Raw genomic sequence first — 746 nt, 5'->3', positions numbered from 1 at the left:
GCACCATGCTGGCCGCTCAGCAAGGCGCGTTGCAGTCGAATATCGCGGCGACGCTGACCAAGCAGAACATGGATATGGAGAAATCCACCGTCCTGACGCTGATGGGCGCCGGCCAGCCCTCGCTCGCCAATGTCGGCGCGGGTGTCGGCAATAATCTGAACGTCACCGCTTAAAGCGACGCGGCGGCCTTGCCCGTCGCAGCCCGGATCAGCTTGAGCGCGTCCTCGCTCGCCCATTCCGCCGGCCCCGCGATCGTCGCGATCTCGCAACCCTGCGGGTCGACCAGCACCGAGGTCGGCATGCCCAGGGCCCGGCCTATGGCCTTAAGATCCTGGAAAACCTTGGCTTTCTGATCGTTGAAATAGCCGAGCCGGGTCAGATTGGCCTCTTTCAGGAAGGTCTTGGGCTTCTCGGGGTCGCGGGTATCGATATTGATCGCCACCACCTCGAAATTCGGGCCCGAAAGCTTGCCCTGGAGCTCGTCCAGTGCAGGCATTTCCTTCCGACACGGCACGCACCAGGTGGCCCAGAGGTTCACCAGCAGGGTCTTGCCGCGGAAATCGGACAGCTTTTTCGGCTTGCCGTCGGCGTCCTCGAAAGCGAGGTCGGGCAGCTTCAAGGGTGCGCTCGCCATGGTCAGCGCCGCCACCTCGCCATGGGCGAGCGGGGCGATTTTCTGCGCCGTAGCCACTGCCGCCCGGCAGGCCGGATCGCCGGTAGGTGCCCGGCTCAGGCCCAGCCCGTAC

1 protein-coding gene is annotated in these 746 nt (G+C 64.9%); it reads right to left on the bottom strand.

Annotated features, from left to right (window positions below; genetic code table 11):
• Positions 1–169: 169 nt before the first annotated feature.
• Positions 170–746 (bottom strand): thiol:disulfide interchange protein TlpA (gene tlpA / locus AC1D00_RS43815; RefSeq protein WP_477015030.1); only part of this gene is annotated, 577 nt, incomplete at its 5' end.

This window comes from Bradyrhizobium sp. P2_E8 (genome assembly GCF_056403875.1).
This window is presented reverse-complemented; position numbering and strand designations above follow the sequence as displayed.